Annotated in this window: 9 protein-coding genes; all 9 read right to left on the minus strand. The window is 35.6% G+C overall.

Annotated features, from left to right (window positions below; translation table 11 throughout):
• Positions 1–52: 52 nt before the first annotated feature.
• A complete protein-coding gene (locus tag QWY92_RS10445; RefSeq protein ID WP_290270990.1) occupies positions 53–4,093 on the minus strand; it encodes a hybrid sensor histidine kinase/response regulator transcription factor in 4,041 nt (1,346 codons plus the stop codon).
• A 16-nt stretch (positions 4,094–4,109) separates the two neighbouring features.
• A complete protein-coding gene (locus tag QWY92_RS10450) occupies positions 4,110–5,951 on the minus strand; it encodes a metallophosphoesterase family protein (protein ID WP_290270992.1) in 1,842 nt (613 codons plus the stop codon).
• Between the two features lie 8 nt (positions 5,952–5,959).
• Positions 5,960–8,956, minus strand: coding sequence for a glycosyl hydrolase 115 family protein (locus QWY92_RS10455; RefSeq protein ID WP_290270994.1), 2,997 nt, complete (start codon positions 8,954–8,956; stop codon positions 5,960–5,962).
• Positions 8,937–10,748, minus strand: a complete 1,812-nt coding sequence (locus tag QWY92_RS10460) for a Ca2+-dependent phosphoinositide-specific phospholipase C (protein ID WP_290270996.1) — start codon at positions 10,746–10,748, stop codon at positions 8,937–8,939. The genes QWY92_RS10455 and QWY92_RS10460 overlap by 20 nt, the downstream gene beginning before the upstream one ends.
• Positions 10,749–10,864: 116 nt before the next feature.
• Complete coding sequence (locus tag QWY92_RS10465) at positions 10,865–12,280, minus strand: alpha-L-fucosidase (protein WP_290270998.1); 1,416 nt, start codon at positions 12,278–12,280, stop codon at positions 10,865–10,867.
• 37 nt (positions 12,281–12,317) lie between these two features.
• Positions 12,318–13,619 carry an alpha-L-fucosidase gene (locus QWY92_RS10470; protein WP_290271000.1) on the minus strand — a complete coding sequence of 434 codons (1,302 nt, stop codon included), beginning with the start codon at positions 13,617–13,619 and terminating at the stop codon, positions 12,318–12,320.
• A gap of 12 nt (positions 13,620–13,631) precedes the next feature.
• On the minus strand, positions 13,632–15,962 hold the full coding sequence (locus QWY92_RS10475; RefSeq protein ID WP_290271002.1) for a GH92 family glycosyl hydrolase: 2,331 nt from the start codon (positions 15,960–15,962) through the stop codon (positions 13,632–13,634).
• A gap of 12 nt (positions 15,963–15,974) precedes the next feature.
• Positions 15,975–18,008: a glycosyl hydrolase 115 family protein gene (locus QWY92_RS10480; RefSeq protein WP_290271004.1), complete on the minus strand. Its 2,034-nt coding sequence runs from the start codon at positions 18,006–18,008 to the stop codon at positions 15,975–15,977.
• Between the two features lie 148 nt (positions 18,009–18,156).
• Positions 18,157–19,788 carry a RagB/SusD family nutrient uptake outer membrane protein gene (locus QWY92_RS10485; protein ID WP_290271007.1) on the minus strand — a complete coding sequence of 544 codons (1,632 nt, stop codon included), beginning with the start codon at positions 19,786–19,788 and terminating at the stop codon, positions 18,157–18,159.
• Between the last annotated feature and the right edge of the window lie 17 nt (positions 19,789–19,805).

The following is a 19,805-nucleotide window of genomic DNA, read 5'->3' on the forward strand; positions in this document are numbered from 1 at the left end:
AAAAATTAAATGGATTAATACATCAAAAACATGGAGAAATGATATCAGAATCCTATTTAAGCAGCTTACTTGGTGGGTAACCAAATTGCTTTTTAAAACAACGACTAAAATACAAAGGATCGTTAAAACCTACTAAATCCGTGACTTCCGAAACATTATGTTTTTTCGTTTTTAGTAATTGTACCGATTTTTTTAATCGAATGGTTCTAATAAATTCATTCGGAGCTAAATCTGTCAATTCTTTTATTTTTCGATATAATTTTGATGAACTCACACCCAATTCCTGACATAAAAACCCTGTTGTCAAATCGGGTTTACTGATGTTTTCTTCAATTAGTTTTGAAATCCTTCCCATTAAAACTTCATCCACCGGTGAATGCGTTAACAAACCAATTTCACTATCGGCATCATCAGAAAATTTCGTTTTTAATTCCAGTCGGGTTTTTATAATGTTAACCATAATTGATTTCAATAAAGACGGATCGAAAGGTTTTACCAAATACCCATCGGCTCCTACATTAAAGCCCCTAACTTTATCTTCATTTTCTGAAAGCGCAGTTAATAAAACCACTGGAATATGACTGATAAACTCATCATTTTTAAGTTCTTTACAAAACTCAATACCGTTCATAATGGGCATCATAACATCGGCCACGCATAAAATAGGTTTTACTTGTCGGCAAATTTGAAGTCCTTCCTCTCCATTTTCAGCTTCGTAAACTTTGTAATAGTTAGACAGGTAATCTATCAAATATTTTCGCAGCTCCGTATTATCCTCAATAACCAATATTTTCTCTTTAATCTCCGTATTGGTCGTTACTTTCTTTATTGGTACTTCCGGAATCTGCGCATCTTCATTAGCATTCGCAACAAACTCAAAAACTTCATTTTTCTTATAAAGCTCACGACTTATTGGAATTTCAAAAGAGAACACACTTCCCTTCTTAGGCGTACTTTCCACCGTAATACTGCCTTTATGTAAATCGACCAAAGCTTTTACTAGAGACAAACCGATACCGGAACCCGTGTTATTTTCGATACTATTTGTGGCTTGATAAAAGCGTTTAAATATTTTTTCTTGACTTTTTTGCGGGATACCAATACCATCATCGCTCACTTCAACCACCAAGTAATCGCTGCTGTCGCTTTTTAGACGAACAAACAAATCGACATGCCCATATTTATTGGTGAATTTTATAGCATTAGACAATAAATTGTACAGAATTTTATCATACTTATCCCGGTCTATCCAGCCGAAAAGCGAATCGCTTTCTGTATTAAAATTAAGCTGAATTTCTTTATTGTATGCAAACTCCTTAAACGAATCAAACGTGTTTTGGGTGTATTGCAAAATATTGGTTCGTGAGACTTTAAGTTTTAACTCGCCTGTTTGTGCTTTTCTAAAATCGAGTACCTGATTTACCAAATTCAACAGTCGACTTGCGTTTTGATGAATTAAATTATAACGGCTCTTTTGGTAGGTGCTGCTATACTCCTTGCTTTCTTCAATTAACTGCTTTACAGGGCCAATAATTAAGGTTAATGGCGTGCGCAACTCATGCGAAATATTGGTGAAAAACCGTAATTTTTCATTATTTAATTTAATATCACGTTCTCTATTTACCTTTTCGGTTACCAATTCTTGCTTCAAGCGCATTCTGTTCTTTACTTCGCGCCTTACCAAAAACAACACCAATCCGAGTGTTAAAATAAACAATATTAATGCTTGATATGTTAACCAAAATGGGCGTTCAATTTTAATATTATAACTCACCACATCACTCCAATGCCCATCACTATTACACGATTTTATTTTGAACACATATTTCCCCGGAAATAAGTTAGTATACTGTACTGTGCGAGAATTACTGCTTGTGGCAATCCATTTTTTATCGAAACCTTCTAATTGATATTCAAACTTATTTAATTTTTCGTTTGCATAAGACGGTGTGGAGAACTGCAGCGAAAAATTCCTGTTATCATAATTTAAGGTGATACTTTTTTCTTGGTTGAAATCTTTTTCTAAAGGAATTTCTTTATTGATTTCCATGCCCGGAATCAAGATTTCATTCTGAATTTTAATTTCAGTAATAATAGGTTTCGGCGATAATTTATTCTCTTTTATGGTATACGGAGAAAAGTAAATAACACCGTTTTTTCCACCCAAATAAATATCGGAATCTCCAAATTTGTAAAATCCTCTAGAACTAAAGTAATCCAAACGATTACCACTATTAACATGATAAATATTATAATCGAAACTATCCAATTTCAATCGAGCAACACTGTTATTATTCACATTTAACCATAAATCGCCAGCGCTATCAATAAGTAAATCTGTTACCCATTTCCCAGCTAATTCTTTAGGTTCTTCCAACGACTGAAAGTTATTATCACTACTATCAAAAAAGCATAAACCATTTCGGGTTGCTGCCCAAAGTGTCCCCGATTTATCAAAAACAATATCACTTACATTATCATGAGCCAGTCCTTTATTTTCATTCAAAAAAGACGTGTAAACGACTTCGGTTTTCGAAGTTAAATCATACTTTACAACCCCAGTTTCGGTAGCAAACCAAACCATGTTATTTTCCCCCTTGAGAACCTCGTTTATTTCGCTGCCTTTTAGCAACCGTTCTTCAGGTCGGTTTTTAGTTATATTTTCGGTATCCAAAATTAAAGCGCCTTCACCAAAAGATCCAACAACCAATTGATTATTTCCTAAATTATCAAAAGCTACTACTGGCGATTCTTCAAAACCAATATCGACTGTTTTTGAAGTATTTTTTACATAATCATAAACCAAAATTTGACCGTTCCACAAGCCACAATAAAATATTTTACCGTCAAGAGAATAAATACTAGCAATATCTTTTTGATTAATTTCTAAGGGATTAAAATGATCTTCTTTTGAAATATAAAGTCCATTATGGCGCGTTGCCACAATAATTTCGCCTGTATACGCTGTCGCAAAACCACGAATTCTAGGCGCCTGATTTCCTATATATTGCGAAATATCTTTATTTAAATTGAATTGATTTTCAAACGGATCATACTTATCCAAACCATCTTCGGTGCCAATCCATAAAATTCCTGAAGCATCAAAATATAAGGCTGAAACCAAATTATCAACCAACGAAGTTTGGTCTGTTAAAATAGAATAATAACGTTTGTACTCCCCTTTACTAATAGCTTCTAAACTATCGCAAACAAGTAAGCCCCCAAGCGTACCCACCCAATATTTGCCATCTGGAGCTTGAGCAACTGCTAAAAAATAAGGCCCTAAAGCCTCTCTAGCTTCTTTATTTTCAATATATAGATTTTTAAATTCGCTGTCTCTTTTATCTAATTTGTAAAGCCCTTTTCGGGTACCGACGAAAATATCATTTTTGGCATCTTCGTATATAAAATTCACATACGGATTCACTTCTTCCGAATTCGGGATTTGCAACGTAAACGTCGCTATTTGCTGAATATTCCCGACAGAATCTAAGTTTATTTTCGCTACCGAAGCGCTGCCATAACTGCCTATCCAAATATTTCCTTCGGAATCTTCAAAAATGTCTTTAACATAATTAAAGTTTGGGATATTTACTTTTTCGAAACGTTTATCTTCTAAAAAGAATAAAAACACACCATGATCTTTTGTGCCTACCCAAACCCGATTAAAATGATCGACATAAATGGAACGGATTTCTTCATCTTGTAAACTATTGGGGTTTCCAACTTCGTTTAAAAATGTGGTAAATTTTTGAGTATCACAATCAAACAAGGTCAAACCTTTACGCGTTCCAATCCAGATATTCCTTTCTTTTTCATCCAGTTCTAAAGCCGTAATATCATTATCGTTAATGGTATTTCCACCTTCAGAAGTGTTTAAATACGTCTTAAACTCATAACCATCAAACCTGTTTAAACCAGAAAATGTTCCCAACCACAAAAACCCATGTTTATCCTGCAACACATGGCGCACCGAATTATGAGATAAACCGTTGTTATCATTATAATGTTCGAATTTAATGTTTTGAGCAAAAGCGCCAAAAACAAACAAAAACAGAAAAAGGGCAATATTAAAACGGTTGGTTATTAACAAATTTTATTTCGGGTATTTATGGCGTTATTCTTTCAATAGTATTGGCTTCTAAATTTATTCTAAAATGATTTGAAGGTAAGCCATGTCTGCTTTTATCAAAAATAGACGCCCATAATTGAAATCTTTCATCTGATGCTTTCTTTAGTAGACTACATACCTGTTCATAAGCTTTCAATCGGTTTACACCAATATCTTGAAAAGCCAACTCGTCGGCACTTCGTAGTTTATAAAAGTCGTAAATCATATCAAAACCTGTCCAATTCTCAAAGTTTTCTAAAGTTAGATCATTCGTCTTTAAATATGCTTTCACTTCAGCATCTTCAATCCTACTTTTTAATAATAAATCTTTTCCTGTGGACGATAACAAACTATCAGCAAAAGCTTTAGGCCAATCATTTGGTAAAAACCGAAGTCGTACTAATTCTTTCAAATGAAATTTAGTGAAATCTTTATAATTTTCGGTTAATAAGATGTCTTTATTCCATATTGAAGTTGCTCCGGATTCTTTTAAATAAGCATATTCCTGCTCATATAATGGAAATAAACTATTAAAATTTTTAGCCGATTTAATAACGACTGTTTCAACTTCAAAATCGGTTTTAGAATGTATGGTTAACACTTTATATCCTGGCGTATAAGCTGCCAATGAAGGGGTTTGAATGTTAAATAAAGTATTGCCTTTTCCACTGGTACGAACGCCTGTATCATTAATATGCATATGGCCGCCAAAATGAATTTGAATACCTGCATCGGCAAACGTTTGAGCGACTTCCTCGTTGGGCACACGGTGCAATTGCATTTTTTTATCACCAAAAAACTGTTTCATTTCTACGGAAGCGTCATCGTTGAAATCCACCATAGGATAATGGCTAAACGCTATTAAAACTTTGCCTTGTTTCTTAGCTTGTTCGGCTACTTTTTTCACCCAAGTAACCAAATGACTTTTCTGTAAAAGGACATTATTATAACCGATACTAGCACCTGAAAAATCGTTTGGGTTATTTGAAACTCCAGCTAATTCCGTATTCGGCACATACACGTTGGCATCAATAGCCAACAACCAAACTCCCGCAACAGGCTCTACTAAATAACTAGCATCTGGATGTGCATTATACGCATCGATTTGATAGGTTCTTTTATTTAAAATTGAAGCTTCTTTTGCCTTTTCAAAACTATATTCGTTATAAGCATAAGAAGAAAATGGCGTTTCCCAATAGCGGTATTCCGGTTGAGGATAAAACCCAAAAGAAGACATTTCATTTAAAATATCTTTATAGCCCCATTTTTTTATTTCTGAAGTTATAATAGGTTTTAATTGACCTTCAACACCATCTTTTAAGTTTTTAATTGAACTTGTTATGATTTGTTCCTGCCCACCAACTCCTAAAAAATCAGATTTTCCAGCGTCTTGTGTGAAGGGTTTTACAGGGTCGTGATTCCCCGTGGTAGCAAAAAACAAGATGCCGTGTTTTTCAGTATATATATCTAACAGCTTTCGTAAACCTTTAACATGAATGGGTTGCCCGTCGTCACTAAAATCGCCTGGCAAAGCCACGTACTTGATACCTCTCGCCACAATATCATCTAAAGCAGCGATGCATGCGAAATAATTTTCATTGAATATTCGAGTGGATTTCAATTGCGCATCCATGGTTCTGATGTTTGCAAATTCACCCGTTTTTGGATTTTCTATACCTTGGTAATCTGCATCTTCAAAATGCGCATAAACATCTTGAAAATGTGCATCGGCTATAAATGCTATTTGTACAGGAGTCGACTCATTTTTTATATTTTTCTTACAAGAAAATAGCAATGCTAAAAGCAGAATACAAATACACTTACTATACAATTTATTCAAAATTCTAATTATTTTTTAACGGTTTCCTTCGGAAAAGCATAACTCGCTTTCCATCCTCCTAAATCTATCAATACCTGATCTATCATAACACCAGGATCTACCATCCAAATTTTTAAAGTATGTTTTCCTGCTTTATTTACAATTTGCAACGCCGATTGAACCGAAGCATTTTTAAGTACATTTTGCTTCCACGAAGCACTACGTCCAAAAGTTTGAAAATCTACAATTACAGGATCAGCATCATCAATAGAAACAGCGCAACGCACGCCAAATCCAGCATGTGGCGCATGGGTTGGCACCACTTGTAAATTCACTTGAGCTTCTCCGAAATTGAAGGTGTAAAAATCGTATTCTAAAACAGGACTGCTCGTTAAAATAGCCTGAATATCGACTGTTGGTGTTGCTGTTCTTGGCAACGCGGCAATTACATTATTGGTATAACCAATACCTTCTAAACGTTCCCATTTAGCTTCGTTTCCATCTTTTTTACGTGTGAAATTTTCAGCATCTATCGATACATAGCCTTTATCTTCAACAAAACCTTTATAATTTTTTAGAGTGTCAAGTTCTGGATTATAAACCGAAACGCCAATACTTGTTGTTTTTCCTTCGGAAATAAAATCAATCGCACTATTCACTTTAAAACTTGGTGGAATTAATTGAAAATCGTGACCTAACGGTGCTTCTTTTTTGTTCTCTCCTTTTGGCACTTTATCCCAATCAATAGTTATCCAAAGACGTTTTTCAACGATATTAGAATTCGAATTGAGCGTACCTTTAGTTTCTGATATTTTAATCCAATCCGCTTTAGGTTTCGCTTCCCAATCCACCGTTCCAGTACCATTTATAAACACATCTATAAAATAAGTGCTCTTGGTGTAACTATTAAAAACAGGTAGCACATCGGCATAACTATTAATCACCTCATGGTTAACTTCCATTTGATAACCTTCCAAAGCCAAACCTAAATGGGCTTTTTCAGTGTTTTCTACATGTGATACAGCGGGCTGGGCAAAAACAGGTAAAAATCGTGGCGCCATGGTCATTATGTGATTCCATTTCCCGTTTTGAAGCTTTTCATTATAATAATTTGTTTCTTTCTCAATACGTTTATAAGCTGCCTTTGATTGTGCTGCTAATGTATTTGCACTTTGCCTGCCTTGCTTGGCGTTAAACTTATTTTTAAAACTATATAACCATTTCTGATTGAGTTTTGAAGCGCCAATAACAGGATAATACACCAGTTGATAAAAGGCATCCTTTCTATGCTCATCGATTTTATCATATAAATTTTCAGTTGTTTCGATGATGTTTTGATAGCTGTTGATGCGTTCTGAAACCTCATCGCCATAATGATACTGTGTTAATTCGGTTTCACCAGCTTTAGTAACCGGCTCAACTTGACTCCAAGCCATAAATTCGGGACGACGGATATAAGCCAAACGGTTGTTTTCGAATAAAACATCGGTAATTTTAGAAGCTGATGCTTTTCCGAATTCACGCGCAGCCCAATCGTTCATATGAGATTTTACAGCGGTGCTTTTATCAAAACCATCCATATCCCAGGCCATATCTAAAAAGAGTTCGATATTGTATTCGTGTGGTTTAATATCGCCACAGTTCAGAATCCATATTTCACGTGATTGAAACTCAAATGCTTTCGACATTTCTTCCCACATTAAAACAGGATTTGTGGAATTGAGCCATAAATAATCGTGTGGTCTGCCCCAATACGAGGTATGATAATACACGCCAGCACCACCTGCTCGGGTTTGCTCCTCGGGGTTACTTAATTGGCGCATGTAGCCATAATTATCATCCGTCCAAACCAGAGTGATATCTTCTGGTAAGTCTAACCCGTTTTGGTAGTAGTTTAACACTTCCTTATAAGGTACAAAAGCCTGCGGAATGGTATTCGGATTCTTCTTTGTTTCCTTTTTTAGAATAGCACGTTGGTCGGTAATAACACCTTCTAGAAGTTTTACCTGAGCCTCGGTATCATCTTCACCAACAATCATAGGCGAATCGTGTTCACCACGCATACCTGTAGTATAAATCCCTTCTAAATCTGCGGTTTCCTTAACCCGTTTTCTGAAAAGATTCTTTATGGTTTCTGAATTTGTATCATAACGATACTCCCCCATGGTATCATGTTTCCATTCCGTATTAATATTACTCAACATAGGCTCTGCATGCGATGTTCCAATAACAATCGCATAATCGTCTGCTACAAATTTATTTTCAGGATACGAGTAAAACGGTTTGGTGCTAGAATGCATAGCCGGCCAAATGGTATTAGCTCTTAGGCGCAACAACAACTCAAAAACTTTAGCATAGGTTTTAGGACCAATATCACCGGTTTCTGGTTCAAAATTTAAAGCAGCCCAACGTTGTAAGCCCCAATCTTCATCATTTAAAAATACACCTCTGTACTTTACGGAAGGACTTTTAGATACTTTATTATCAACAGAAATTATAAGGTTTTCACTTTTCTCTGGAGTTACATCGGCCCACCATTCCCATGGTGATACGCCTATTTTTCGAGAAAGCTCTAACAAGCCATAAGCTGTTCCTCTGCGATCGCTACCCACAATAACTAAAGCTTTATCAATATTTTTAGTTGGGTTTTCAACCATTTGAATGGCATAACGTTCCCAATGATTTTCAAATTCAGAAACCTTTATTTTTCCTGATGAAATCAATTTATCAATCAAACTATTTTTACCGATAGTCCCTGCAATAATTATTGCTGTATTTTTACTTGTTTTTGAAACAACAGCAGGTTTTTTTCCTGTAATATTAAACACATCACTTGCTAGAATATCAGCAGCAATAGCTACCACTTTAGCATCTTTTTTATCAATTAAAATAGAAACCACTTCGTTTCCTTCAACTATTGAGAATTCTGATTTTTGCTGAATTTGCGCCGATAAAACCGACACTTGTAAACAAAACATCAGAAGTCCTAAATATTTAAACATGCTTTTAGTTTTTAATTTTCTCATAAGTGTTATCATCAAAAATTATTTTAAAATCGGAATCAAATAAAGTCGATGGCACATAATAATCCGTAGAAATCACTTGTGCTCCAGAAGCTTTAGCTTTTTCAAACCTAGCGTAACTTTTGGTACGTGCTTCCTTAGTTCCAGCATCGGCACGGGTGCGCACCATATAACCTTTGTCAACTAATGTTTTAATGTACTCAAAATCTGTAATCGGGTTATTTATAATTCGAAATGCAGCTTCCGGATTCCCTTCTTTACTATTTACAAAAAGAACGCGTCCTTTTAAGCCATCATGACCGCCTAGGTAATCATTAATACGCGCTTCCTTTTCATCTAAAACAAATAAAAATTTTCCTTTTAGCTCACTTAATTCTGGCCAACCTGCTTTTAAAACAGCTTCTTCAAGGGTTTTAAAATTGCCACGAACAGCATCGGGAGTTATCAATTCTGAATCGGAAAATACGGATCTAATTTCAACATCAAGACTATCTAATGCCGTTTTATCAAAAGTTAAAGGAGTTCTAGTTTGTGGCACTTCCTGATCTTTTGTATTGATAAGAATAACTACAGGCGTGTGATTCGGGTGCTTATCTGACCATTTTTTTAAGTTTTTTAATCCGTCTCTAAATAGCAAATGATGGCTTCTAAAATCTATATCTTGCACATGAAACATTTTAAGTCCTGGCTTTTTTAACTTTTCCTCAATATCAAAATCTAAAGGTGTTTTTCCTAAAGTTTTTACAATATCCAATCCTTTCGGATTTGAAAAATGCCCACCTAGCGGATCATAAAAAACATCTAACTCCAAGTTTCTCAACCCTAAATCTAATTGTTTTTCTAATGAAACATGACCGTATTGCAAGCTTTCTATTTTAGGACTTACACCATGTAGATAATCATACAACGGTTTTTCAATTTCAATTTTATATGAATTATGACTTCCGATGACTTGCATGTCGTTAAGTTTTGGTTTTGACACCGCCACTTTTTCAAGCCATTCTTTTGCCAACTTTGGCCATTGCTCACCTGCAGCATTACCATCTCGCAAACCATAACCGTGACCGCCTTTTGGGTATACGTGTAATTCTACCGGCGTTTTATTGTCTCGTAATGCTTGCCCCATAACAAAACTGCTATTACCGTAAGGGTCGTCTGCTGTTCCGAATATAAAAAATGGTGGCGTGTCTTTATCTAATGTAAAATCAGGATGGATGGTTTTATTTTCGCCTTTATCTAAATAAGCAGGATAAATAAGCATGGTAAAATTTGACTGACTTGAAAACGCATCAATTTCATCTTGGCTTTCGTAAAAAGGTGTTTTAAACGTTGTAGATGCTAAAGCGGATAAATGACCGCCTGCTGAAAATCCAATAAGTCCAATATTATTGGTATCCAATTGAAATTCTGAAGCCTTACTTCTAACTATTTTAATGGCACGTTGAATATCTTGCGCTGCACCTTTATCGTTTTTAGGTACACGATATTGCAATACAAAAGCCGTATATCCCAAAGTATTTAACCATTCGGCTATCTCATCACCTTCTTTATCTATAGCCAAAATATTATAACCACCGCCAGGACAAACAATAATTCCGGCTTTAGACGCATTGGGCTGTTCAGGTCTATATACAGTGAGTAATGGGTTGGTAACTTCGCTTAATCTTTTAACATTTCCCGAAGTGTTCCCTGAAATTTTAGCAGGTTGCTTTTCGCTACTTTCCCCTGGGACTTTATTGGTCCATAATTCTATGGTTTCGCTAGATTGCCCCCAAGAAACAACAGTTGATAACAAGAAAAAAAATACGAATTTTAATTTAAGATAATGCATTAATACGTGAATTTACACCCTTTGAAATAACGGATATTATTTATTAAAAGAAACTCCTAAATTACTGTTTTTTTGAATAATTACAGTCCTATTTTAAAGCCTGTAATAGGAATTTCGTTTTCGGAATACTTTGGAATTTCTACCATTAATCCCTTCTGAGTTTGTTTCCAATTTACTTTTTCGGAAGTATTTAATTGTGTTACCGTTTTAATCTTTCCTGCGTTCTCTATTGAAAAGGCTTTTATAAGCACTTTCTTCTCTGTTGGACTACAAACATAAGCGTAAATGGCACCATCTTTTGTGGTGAACCTCACTTCAGGAAAAATGTCTTTAGATGTAGCATCTTTCAAGTTATCTTTCATGGTGTTTTCTCCTTCTGAAACCTTAATCTTTTCGACCTGCTTTGGAACTTCTGCAAGACGTTCTGCTTGTACTTTCCATGGTTTAGCCCCATAAACACCTTCTGAATTTTGTTTCATCCACTGCCCTATTTGTGCTAATCGAGCTTGGGCCAAATCTGTAATTTCTCCTTTTGCAGTTGGCCCATTATTCAATAATAAATTCCCGCCTTTACTTACTATTTCTAATAACTGACGTGTCATTAATTCTGAAGATTTATAAATGGTATCATATTCAATATACCCCCAGTTTTTCCCCATAGTAATACAGGCTTCCCAAGGATCTGACTCTAAACCATCAACAATTTCTTGCTCTGTCACTTTATAATCACCAAAACCATGCTTAATTCGGCTGTTAATAATACAATCTGGTTGAATGCCAAGTATCAATTCTCGCAATTCTTTGCTTTCCTCCGGGCTAATTAATTCTGGTGTATCAAACCAAATAACATCAATTTTACCGTATTGCGTCATCAATTCTTTGATTTGCGGCTTCACCTTTCTTTCAAAATAACGGCTGTAGACTTTGATATCTTCATCAGGATAATCTACCAAATTACTTCTACCTCCTTTAAAAGGCCAATCGGTAGCCACATCTGGATCTTCCCAATCGCGACCTAAAGAGTAATAAAACCCAAATTTCATATCGTGTTTATGGCAAGCATCAACCAATTCCTTCATGGGGTCTTTGGCGTATGGTGTTCTGGTTTTTATGTTATAATCGTTAGATGGTGAATCGAACATGGCGAAACCATCATGGTGTTTTGAAGTGATGATAATATACTTCATGCCAGCGTCTTTTGCAGTAAGCACCCACTTTTCAGCATTGAAGTTTACGGGGTTAAAATCGTCGGCAATAGTAGCATATTCCTTTAATGAAATTTTTTCATGAATCATAAAATGTTCATTCCCTTTTGCTACGTGTCCATCCCAATATCCCGCAGTTTGCGAATACAAGCCCCAATGTAAAAACATGCCAAATTTAGCATCTTTCCACCAGTCCATTTTATCGGACGATTGCGCAAAGGTATTCGTCATAAAAATGAGTAAAAAACCTAAACTGTAATAAAACTTTCTTCGGAATGTGCTCTGCTTCATTTTAAATTATTTTGAATATGTTTTTTATACTAAAATTCTACTTTGTAATAAATTCTATGTTGGTTAATTTCACCACCACTGGGTTTGGCCAAATTTTATCGTTATAAAGTCTTTGCGCTCTACTTATCGATATTTCGAGTAAATCTTCATGCTGAATAAATCGAGATGTTGGTGTGTTTTCTGGCCAGTATTCCACCACTAAATCGTTCTGCCCGAGTACGGAAATTGTGGTGTTTTTAGTTGATCGCATGTTTTTCAATAGAAAGTTTCGTCTAAACCCTTTAAACCAATTTTCTTGCCCTGTGATAAAAACATAAGCCGTGTTATCCTCTTTACCTTTTGTAAACCACATATCGCCATCTTTTACAATGGTTGGAACGGTTCTCACATTTTTAACGCCTTCTTCATTAACATACATCCACAAAGCAATTTCTCGCAAACGCTCTTCTTGCTCTATCGGAATTTCTCCGTTAGGTTTCGGACCAATATTCATTAGGAAATTACCGCCTTTAGCACGGATTTCAATTAATTTATCTATTAATTCTCCTCCATCCTTATAATCTTCATTTGTAGGTTTGTATTGCCATTGCGTACCCATCGTCATGCAAGTTTCCCATGGTCCTGGCATAGCACCTCCAGGAATTTTTTGTTCTGGTGTATTCATCTCACCACGAGTGACTACAATATCCGGTGCTATTTCATGAACATATTGCGCCATAGGCTTCGCTTGAAAGGCATCAAAAAACATCACATCTATAGGGCCATAATTATCAATAACCTCTTTAACTTGAATTTTATCGTATTCAAAAAGTTCTTTATTAGCCGTTACTTGTGTCATTGGACCTTTTCGAGAAATTAAATGCCCTTGCTTATGGATGAAACTAAAATCTTCTGGAGAAAAATAAATTCCCACTTTCAAATCGAATTTACGCAACGCATTTACTAATTGACCAACAATATCTTTACCGTAAGGCGTATTCATGATATTGAAATCGGTTGTTTTAGTATCCCACATACAAAAACCATTGTGGTGTTTTGCTGTAAAAACAACGTACTCAGCTCCTGCTACTTTAAACAGACGCGCCCATTCTTCAGCGTCAAATTTATCGGGGTAAAATGTTTTTGGAAGTTCGTTAAAATATTTACTTACATAATCTTCTGAAGCCCCAACTAACGAATGACTAATAACGCTCCCTAATTGAGAATCTACACTCCAATGCACAAATATACCGAAGCCCATATCCATGAAATCCTCATTAAGCTCGGGCTTATTTTTAAGCTGCGAAAAGGCTGAAAATGTAGTTAATAAAACGAGTAAAACGGTAAATTTAATCTTCATAATAAATTTTTATTACTTGGTATTAGAGCTGTTAGACATTTCTAAAATTAAATCGCCGCCTTTAATAATATCCTGATGCGAAATACTATAATGACCAATAGGCGCATTATTTAAACTCACTTTATTTACATAAACATTGGCATCACTATTATTATGCGCCTTTATGCTGAATGTTTTATTCGAATAATAATCTGGATTTAACTTGATAGTAACCTCATCAAAGATAGGACTTCCTATTTGATATTCTGGATTGCTTTCTGTGCCTCCATTCATTTGAAATAATCCAATTTTCATAAGCACTGAAAGACTTCCCATTAAACCTTGATCTTCATCACCATTAAAACCTGTAGCCGGCGATAAACCAGAATATGCTTTATTAATAACTGCACGAGACCAATACTGAGACAAATCGTTTCTTCCTAATTTATTGAACACAAAAGCGGTTTGCATTGATGGTTGATTGCCATAATTTACAGGAATTCTACTATATTCAGGATGCAATTCTTGCGCATGTGAATTTCCTGCTGTAAATCCGATTTTTTCTGCTGTTTTAAATTGCTCATCGAGTTTTTCAACCGCTTTATCATTTCCGCCCATTAAGGTTGCTAAACCTTCTAAATCGTGAGGTACAAACCATGTAGATTGCGCACCGTTAGATTCTATAAAACCGTTTTCTGCTTGGTACGGATCGAAATCTTTTTTCCAAACGCCTGCTACGTTTTTAGGTCGCATCCAAGTTGATTCTGTATCAAAAACATTTTTATAATTATTGGAACGTTCCATAAAATAATTATAATCGTCGTTATGGTTTAACTTTTTAGCCAATTGCGCTAAAGTCCAATCTTGATATGCATACTCCATGGTCATACTTGCTCCATCTTGATGCCCACCGAATTTACCATCTGGAATTGGGTAAGGTACATAGCCGTTTTCAATATAATATTTCAAACCACCCCCCAAATCGGTGTTATGCTCGTAACCGGCTTTCCCCATGATGCCCTTAAGCATGTGGTTCTTTTTTAAGGCCTGATAAACACCTTCTAAATCATCTTTTAAAATTCCTTTTTGAATGGCAGATACCATAAATGGCGTAGACGATGCCCCCGTCATCACGTAAGTATAATTTCCTCCGGAAGGCCCACGTGGCACCAAACCGCCATCTTTATAATATTGCATTAATGAATGAGCAAAATCTTCCATAATTTCAGGATAAACCAATCCCCAAAGGGTATTTATAGTCCATTGCGCACCCCAAAATGAATCGGAATTAAAGTGATTGAATTTCGGTTTATTATTTGCGTCTAGTGGCAATTGACCAACTCTAAACGCTTCGCCTGTATTATCTGGATAGGCACCGTTAATATCGTTTATAATTCTGCGACCTTGAAGTGCATGCCATAAATCGGTATAAAAACGTCTTTGTGCTTGTTCGTTATTTCCTTTTACATCAATTCGTCCAAGTAACTCATTCCACTCGTCTTTAGAAGCATCTACAATTTGGTCGAAATCCCAATTTGGTAATTCTTCATTTATATTAAGATTTGCATTTTCCACGGAAGTGTACGATATACCCACTTTCATTAAAACGTCCTGATCATCTTCTTTCAAACTGATTAGGTAGTTCCCGGTTTCTTCATCTTTTTCTAAAGCCTCAATTTCAGTATTCAACTTTACCTTAAAATACACCGTTACCGGTTTTGGACGTCTATGTGTACGTTCCATCACCAAATGCCCTGAAAGTTCATTTTTATTATTTTGTTCTAAAAACCCATTCGAATTTTTACAAGGCCCTAAAGGGGTATTCAGGTTAAAAAGAATGGCTGCATTTTGGTTTTCAGGAAATGTATATTGATGTAAACCCACACGTTTTGTACTTGTAAGTTTGGTTTCAATTTGATAACGTTCCAGTTCTAAACTATGGAAACCAGGTGTTATTTCCTCGTTGTCATGATTAAATTTTGAATAAAAATCTTTAAAAATGTTGCTTTTATTTTCTTCGGAAACAGTAACGGGCATTACCGACACCCCCGACATTTGCCAAGCATGAATATGGCTAAACCCTTTAATAGTATCTGTTTTAAAACGATAACCACTGCCCCAAGCTCCACCAATTTGTGTGTCGGGACTTAAATTAACCATCCCAAACGGGCGATTGGCTGACGAAAAGAAGAACCATCGTGAATTTTCGGTATCTAACAACGGATATACTTTTGCTGTATAATCTATGGCAGATTCAGAGCTTGTTTCTAAATCTTGTTTTTCATTTTCTTTACACGAAAACATGGTAAGACATATAATACTTAAAATGTAAAATCGGTGTTTTAGGAGGGGATATAACTTCATTATTATAGGTTTTTAAGGCGTCATTTTATTTAAGTTTTCTTCAATAGCTTTTAACATATCGTGTGTAGGAAAACCATTGTTTTGTCTTCTGTTTTTTATAGCGTACCAATCTTTCCATTTATCATCTAAATCGCCTGAAGCTCTACGCGTATAAATAGCTTCTAATTGTTCTTTAGCGATAGGGAGCAATCCTTTTGCTTCATTTAAAGCCGTTATGTTTTTGGATGTCTCGAAAGCTTGTTTCAGCTTCGTCATTTTATGCAATGTCGTTTCAAAAGTAATTAAATCTTGATACAATTGCGCAGGTAATAGAATGTATGCGTGATAAAAATTGGTAGCATCAATTTGATAACCTTGCTCTGCTTCCGTTAAGGCTTTTTGTACGTTTTCAGCAGCGTGCTCTGTGGTTTCGTAATCCCCGATAACGCGTTTATAATCGAATGGAATTGGTGTTTTACCAGGCCTTCTAATGGGTGCGTTTGATAAATATGAAACCGCTTCGCGAATTTCCCATAAATGCTCTACATAACCTTTTCGTCCTTCTTGTGCTTCGTGTAAATATTGCATTGATTTTATGGCGTGTTCTGAAGCTTCATTAGAAAAATAACGATTTGTCCACATTTTATAAAAATCCTTTCCTGTAAACGTATCAGGATTATTACAAAAGGCGCTATAAGCTTCTAAATTCAATAAAAACGGTCTGAAATTTTGTCCGTTTACTAAACAGAATTTATCAGCTTCATAATCTTGAAACATCGCTTTCATTATCGTTTCAACCTTGTTTGGATATGGATTATGAACGGTGTGATTTAACCAATAACCCGCATGCATATAAGTTCCAAAATCATACCCATCCGTGGTGTTTGGCAGATGTTCAAAATCACCAAAACCGTGATCAGACCAAAGTACCGTCCAATCTTCTGGGGGACGAAAACCTTCGTTCCACATTTCCATCCCATCCGAATAACAAACCAGCACTTTTTGTGCTTTGGGTTTATACTCATCTATTAATTTCCCGAAGACTACAAACACTTCATTAAAAACATCTATTTTGTTTTCGCCACACGTGCTTTCGTATTTCCAGTCCCAAACTTGATGACGTGGACGCAGAATAAAAATATCGGTTTTAGCAAGCGGAGTTTCCTCTAAATAATAACGCCATGCGCTTACCCAATCGGCTTTGTATGTTTTCCAACAATCGGCTTTATCGGCCGACATGGGATGTATTTGATAGCCCAACTCGAAATCTATGGCAATTTTCATCCCTTTTAAATGGGCATAATTTATCATTTTATCTATAAAATCGATATCTACTTGATAATCTGGCTTGAGTTTTTTGTATTCTGGACGAACAAAAAATTCTGGACGTCCCAGCATATCGAATAACTGAATAGCATTGTAGCGCATACGTACCAAGGCATCAATTAATTCGGTGTACGACTCCCAATCGTATTCTAACAATTTACCTCGGTAATTTGCGAGCTCGTCCACATCGTTTTCAAAATAAGCTAAAACCGGTACTTTTGGTGGCGCTATTGTTTTTGGAGTGAAATTGAAAACGGTTTCATTAGAAATTTTATTAGCGGTTTTACCTGTCCAATATTCTAAAGGATCGATTCCTAAGATTTCTTTTGAATAATCGTAAACAGCATATTGCAACCCTTGCGTGTCGGATCCTGCTATAACGATAATGTTTTCTTGATTTTTGTAATTTATTTTTGCCCAAATTCCACCACGACTTCCTGGGATTTCTTCAGACAAATGAATGTTTTTTTGAATGGCTAATTCACTGATTAACGCATTTGATATTGTTGTTCCTAAAATAAAAACAGTTCCCGATTCTGGAAAGCCTTCTTTTTCTGAAACGATTTCAATAGGTGTATTTACAACTTTCTTTAAGTCGTTTTGTAAATCGGTTACAACGTTTAACTCGACTTCTGACAATTGATCTCCAACCACTAAATAAATGGATTGATCAACCTGTTTTGTACATGAAAAGCTAAGGACAAAAATAGAAAGGATGCTTAAAATGTATAATTTCTTCATGAATAAAATGTTATCAAATTGATAATGGCGTGCACTACTTCGTAATATTAAACTTCTGAAAAGCAGTTAATTTAAATGAAATAAAAATATAGGCAGACAAATATGCGTCTGCCTATAATAAACCTGTGTTTCTTTAATTTGCTATTAATTAATATCCAAGGTTTTGTTCTAGGCCTGGCGTTTCTGCAATTGGCCCAGAAGGAATAGGAAATATTCTCATATTTGTATCGGCATCAGTTTTATCTGTCCAGATATCTTCATAAGTTCCGAATCGAATTTGATCTGTTCTTCTATGATATTCCCAATAGAACTCAAACCCCCTTTCGTTGTAAACTTCTGTAAGTGTTGCACTACCTGTTGCAAAACCAGATCCACCACGTGCAATTCTAACAGCATTTACATCTGATAATGCATCACCAGATCCTAATCTTAATTTAGCTTCTGCTCTCATTAAATATAAATCGGCCAATCTAAACACAGGTATATCAACACCTGTATCATCTCTATTGGTACCTATATCATCTATACTCCATTTTGAAACTCTTACCCCTACAGATTGATTTTCGGCTATCAAACTCACTTCTCTGGTATGATTAGCTAAAGTTTCATCCTTATTCCAAAGCTTTACAGGAACAATATCAATAGTTCCGTCACCATTAAAAAGAGGTGTTCCTGCATCATTTTTTATACCATATTGCTGCCCTTCAAGAAAGCCACGGTTCATTTTATAATCAGAAAATAGTATCGTACCAGTTTCACTAGCGTAGTTTTCTTTATAATATCTAGGGTCGTTTGCAGAGTCCCACGTATCTAAAAACTCTGGCAATGTACATCCAGCGTCTGAACCTGTTAAATTAGTAGTACCATCGTTTGCAAAATAAATAAGCCCTCTAGACAGCCCATTAGTCGTGTTTCTAGAAACACTTCTACCGCTAATTCGTATAGATGTTAATTCATTTTTTATTGACCATATAATTTCAGAGTGATTTTCATTGTCAGGATCGAACATACTAAAATAATCATCAGTTTCTAAAGTATGAGTTCCTCCATTTATCACTTCAGTTGTAAGATCAATAACATTTTGCATATCAGCATCGGTAAAATTAAAACTACCAGCATATCTATCTGTATAAACAGCTTTGTTTAAATAGACTCTTGCCATAAGCGATTTTGCTGCATCCTGAGTAAAACGTACTGTGTTTTTTCCTGTAGGAAGACTGGCCATAACCGATTCTAAGTTTGCAATAATAGTATTTACAGCATCGGCTCCTGTTAGAATTTGCGGGTCTGTACTAAAGTTAATATCGCTAATACCACGATATGGTACTTGACCATAAGCATCTAAACATACCCACATATAATGTGATAATAAACCTACTGCCTCGGCATACTCTTGGCTTCCTTCCTCCAAATAAGAAATTGCTTGAAAAGAAAAAGCCATTCCAGTTGTGATATGATCCCATGTTTCGGTTGTGTAACGATTTTCTGGTCCGTATGTATGCTTATGCAGTTCTTGGAAAACACCTCCATCAAACCAATCGGTTCCTCTCGTTGGCAACATCCCTTCATCTGCTGAAAATGTTTGTAAAGCAAAAAACCATCGGTGTCCATAAACCATTCTCATATTGTTATAGACAGGAGCTAAAAGGTCTAAGGGGTCTGCATTAATTAACAAATCTTCTCCAAGCGATTCGTCAATAATTTTCTCTTCGATATCACATGACTGAAACCCAAAGAATACAGCCAATATGATGCTAAAAATTATAGATTGTTTTTTCATAACTTATATTGTATTAT

Source organism: Algibacter miyuki, from assembly GCF_030409805.1.
Taxonomy (GTDB): domain Bacteria; phylum Bacteroidota; class Bacteroidia; order Flavobacteriales; family Flavobacteriaceae; genus Algibacter; species Algibacter miyuki.